A 4138-nucleotide genomic window follows, 5' to 3' on the forward strand; every position below is an offset into this window, starting at 1 on the left:
ACGGCGGGGGAGTCGCCGCTGGGCGCTTCGGAGACGTAGCCGAGGGCGCGGGTGAACAGGTTGGGGAAGGCGGCGTCGGGTGCCTTGAGGGTGAACTGCTGTGCGTCAGCGTCCAGGAGCGGGCCGACGGCGTGGCGGCCGGGGTGCACGCCGACTGGGCGGTGGTGCCCAACGGCGTGGACGTGCGCCACTACGCGCCCGCCGACCGCCGGGCCGCCCGGATCGCGCTCGGCCTGGACCTGGACGCCCCGCTCGCGGTGTGCGTCGGGCGGCTGTGCCGGCAGAAGGGCCAGGACGTGCTGCTGGCCGCCTGGCCGGAGGTGCTGCGCCGGGTGCCGCGGGCCCGGCTGGCGCTGGTCGGCGGCGGGCCGGAGGAGCAGCGGGTGGCCGAGCTGGTCCGGCGGACCGCCGAGCCCGCCCGGATCCGGCTGGTCGGGGACGTGCCGGATCCGCGCCCGTGGCTGGCGGCGGCCGACCTGGTGGTGCTGCCCTCGCGCTGGGAGGGGATGGCGCTGGCCCCGCTGGAGGCGATGGCGGCGGCCCGGCCGGTGCTGTTGACGGACGTGCCCGGTGCCCGGGAGTGCCTGCCGCCGGCCGAGCTCGCGCACGCGATCGTCCCGCCCGAGGACGCGCGGGCCCTCGCCACCCGAATGGGGGACGCGCTGTCGGATCCGATCGAATGCGAGCGGCGCGGTGCCGGGTTGCGCGACCACGTGGTCGGCCGGCACGACGTGCGCACCGTGGTCGAACAGGTGGACGTCCTCTATCGCCATCTGCTGGGCGCCGGACCGGCGTCGGGGCGCCGCCGGGCCCGTGTCCCGGAGCGGATCTGATCGTTTCACATGCCGTGAATGCCCGCCGTTTCCGGCGTTGTCGTATTCGCGTCCTCGACCGGATACGGAAGCGAGGCGTCAAATCCGAAATAACTATTAATGGGCGGCTGGAATGAAACGGCAAGTCAACTTCCGTCCTGTGCGGCCCGGTTCGGTATTGTCGGATTTTGCCTGCTTCGTTCAGATTTCACGCCGGAAATTCACGGCTGAGCTTCGCATGACCGATTTCTTCCTGACCGGTCCCCCAGCGATCGGCCCCGCCGCCGGACATCCGAATGCCCTGAGCGGCAGCAGGCGATGTCAGGACCGCGCCCACCGGGCCGGGACGGCCGCCCCGCGCCAGCCGGTGCCGGGGCACCGCCACCCCGGGCACACAGCAGGGGAGATCGTGCGCTGATGACCATTGACCACGACAGTGTGCCGCGATCGGGTGGAGCCCTGTCCGGCCCCCGCCGGCCCGGCACCGGCCTGCTCGACCGGCCGGCCGGAGCGGCGCACCCCCGGGCGGTCCCCCCGCCGCGCCGCTCGCGAGGGCCGGTCCGCTCCCGGCTGGCCCTGTCGCTCGCCCTGGTCCAGGCCGACGTCATCGCGCTGTGCACCGCCGGCGGCATCGCCAACCGCGCCTTCGACCCGGCCGCCCCGCTCGACCCGCTGCTCGGCGTCCCCGCCGTCCTGCCCCTGCTGCTCCTGCTCAACCTGGCCGGCGGCCTCTACCGCTCCCGGCTCACCCTGTCCGTCCTGGACGAACTGCCCGCGCTGGCCGCCCGGGCCGTCGTCGCCACCGCCTTCGCCGTCACCCTGTCCGGCTGCCTCGGCGGCCACTGGCCCGACTGCGGTCCGGCCGGTCCGGCCCGGCTCACCGTCCTGCTCGGCACCCAGCTGCTGATCGCGGCCGTCGGCCGCGGCGTCCTCTACCACCTGGTACGGCGGATCCGCCGCAGCCGCCCCAGCCCCGTCCTGGTCCTCGGCGCCGGCCGGCTCGGCCGCCGGATCGCCACCGCCCTGCGCGAGCACGGCGAGTACGGGATGCGCCCGGTCGGCTTCCTCGACGCCGACCCGCCGCTGCTGCCCGGCGACGCCGACCCGCCGGTGCTCGGCGGCCGCGAGGCGCTGGAGCGCGAGGTGCGCCGGCACGGCGTCCAGCACGTGATCGCCACCGCCGGTGCCGCCGACGAGGCCGAGACCGCCGCCGCCCTGCGCGAGGCCGCCCGGCTCGGCTGCCAGGTCTGGCTGGTGCCCGCCCTGCGCGAGTACGGCTCGCTGCCCGCCGCCCCGACCGCCGACGCCGACCACCTGTGGGGCTTCCCCTGTCTACGGGTCGGCCGCCCCGCGATGCGCCGCCCCGGTTGGGCCGTCAAGCGCGCCCTGGACATCACCGTCGCCTCCGTGGGCCTGCTGCTGCTCGCCCCCGTCCTGGCGCTCTGCGCCCTCGCCGTCCGCTTCGACACGGGCCCCGGGGTGCTCTTCCGTCAGCAGCGCACCGGCCTGGACGGCCGGGTCTTCACCGTCCTCAAGTTCCGCACCCTGCGTCCGAGCAACGAGCACGAGTCCGCCACCCGCTGGAACATCGCCCAGGACCACCGGATGGGCGTCGTCGGCCGGCTGCTGCGCAGGAGCTCGCTGGACGAGCTGCCCCAGCTGTGGAACGTCCTGCGCGGCGACATGAGCCTGGTCGGGCCGCGCCCCGAACGGCCCTACTTCGTCATGCGGTTCGGCCAGGCCTACCCCGAGTACGCGGACCGCCACCGGGTCCCGGTCGGCCTCACCGGGCTGGCCCAGGTCAACGGCCTGCGCGGGGACACCTCCATCGAGGACCGGGCCCGCTTCGACAACCGCTACATCGAGAGCTGGAGCCTCTGGCAGGACGTCAAGATCCTGTGCCGCACCGCGGTCATCATGCTCCACCCGGACGGGAGCTGACCGCGCGTGGCCCTGACCCTGCCCGCCTTCCCCCGCCCGGCGTTACGCCGGGTCCTGCCCGCGCTCGCGGAGCGCACCAGCCCGCTGGCCGCGGCCACCGTCCTGCTGGTCTGCGTGCCCACCGGGGACAAGGACGTCGCCGCGGCCGTCCACGTCACCGCCGCCGACCTCGCCTCGCTGGCGTTGGTCGCCCTCACCGGGCTCAACCTGCTGCGCGGACGCCTGCCCGCGATCGACCGCACCACCTGCGTCCTGTTCGGCGGGATCGTGGTCGCCGCCGCCGTCGCCACCGTGGGCTCGATCGACCCTGCGGCCAGTGTCACCGGGTTCGTCCGGCTCACCCAGGTGTTCGTCCTGGTCCCCGCCGCCGTCCTCTGCTCCCTGCGTGACCGCACCGACCAGCGCCTGGTCCTCGGCTCCTTCGTGCTCGCCGCGCTGATCCAGGGCGTGGTCGGCGCGAAGCAGTACCTCACCCACACCGGCGCCTCCTACACCGGCCAGCCGATCCGGGCCGTCGGCACCTTCGGCGCGCTGGACATCATGGCGATGTCCAGCGTGGTCAGCTACGGGCTGCTCGCCGCCCTCGCCCTGGGCCTCGCCGAGCGGGGAGCCGAGGGCAACGCCCGCCTGCGCCGCGCGATGTTCGCCTCCGCCGCCTTCCTCGCCTTCCCACTGGCCGTCTCCTTCAGCCGGGGCAGCTGGATCGCCACCGGCCTCGCCGCCACCGTGCTGCTGCTGCGCGCCGACGCCCGGCTGCTGGTGCGCGGCGCCGTCCTCGGCCTGGCCGCCGTGGTCGTCCTGGTCGGCGGCCTCGGCCTCGGCGGCTCCGGCGTCACCAAGCGGCTCGGCTCCATCGGCTCCGTCTCCGCCGCCCCCGACCAGTCCGTCTCCGACCGGTACGACCTGTGGTCCACCGCCGGACGGATCTGGCAGGACCACCCCGTGCTCGGCGCCGGACCCAAGGCCTTCCAGCAACTGCGCGACAGCCACGCCCCGCTGCGGCTGTCCTCCGGCAGCGACGCCGCCGACGCCACCATCGGCTTCCAGCGCGAACCGCTGCTCTCCCCGCACAACATGTACTTCCTGGTGCTCAGCGAGCAGGGCCTGATCGGCATCACGGCCTACGCCGCGCTCTTCCTCGCCCTGCTGCTCGGCTGCCTGCGCCACCGGCACGGCCCGGGGCTCGCCGCACTCGCCCTGCTCACCTGGGTGCTGTCCGACTTCCTGTACGCCGACATCGGCGGCACCACCACCGTGCTGACCTCCGTCGTCCTCGGCCTCGCCGCCCGCGCGGCCGCGCACCGCCCCGCGCACCCCGCCGGCACGTCGCCGATCCAGTCGGAGCCGTTGCGGGCGGTGGCCCAGAGCGGGACGCCGGGGTCGAG

The 4138-nt window shown here is 75.0% G+C and carries 3 protein-coding genes; all 3 read left to right on the forward strand.

The features are described 5' to 3' along the window. The first annotated feature begins 131 nt into the window (after window positions 1-131). The gene (locus AB0E96_RS39030) at window positions 132-833 is read left to right on the forward strand and encodes a glycosyltransferase (RefSeq protein WP_359831278.1); all 702 of its coding nucleotides are present in this window, start codon (window positions 132-134) and stop codon (window positions 831-833) included. 396 nt (window positions 834-1229) lie between these two features. Next, the gene (locus tag AB0E96_RS39035; protein WP_359831280.1) at window positions 1230-2753 is read left to right on the forward strand and encodes a sugar transferase; all 1524 of its coding nucleotides are present in this window, start codon (window positions 1230-1232) and stop codon (window positions 2751-2753) included. A gap of 6 nt (window positions 2754-2759) precedes the next feature. Beyond that, on the forward strand, window positions 2760-4138 hold a 1379-nt coding region (locus tag AB0E96_RS39040; RefSeq protein WP_359831282.1), incomplete at its 3' end, for an O-antigen ligase family protein.

Origin of the sequence: Kitasatospora sp. NPDC036755, assembly GCF_040636595.1 — a bacterium.
Classification (GTDB): domain Bacteria; phylum Actinomycetota; class Actinomycetes; order Streptomycetales; family Streptomycetaceae; genus Kitasatospora.

Coding starts and splice junctions, on each gene's coding strand:
- AB0E96_RS39035 (WP_359831280.1), top strand. CDS start 1,230: ATGACCATTGACCACGACAGTGTGCCGCGATCGGGTGGAGCCCTGTCC.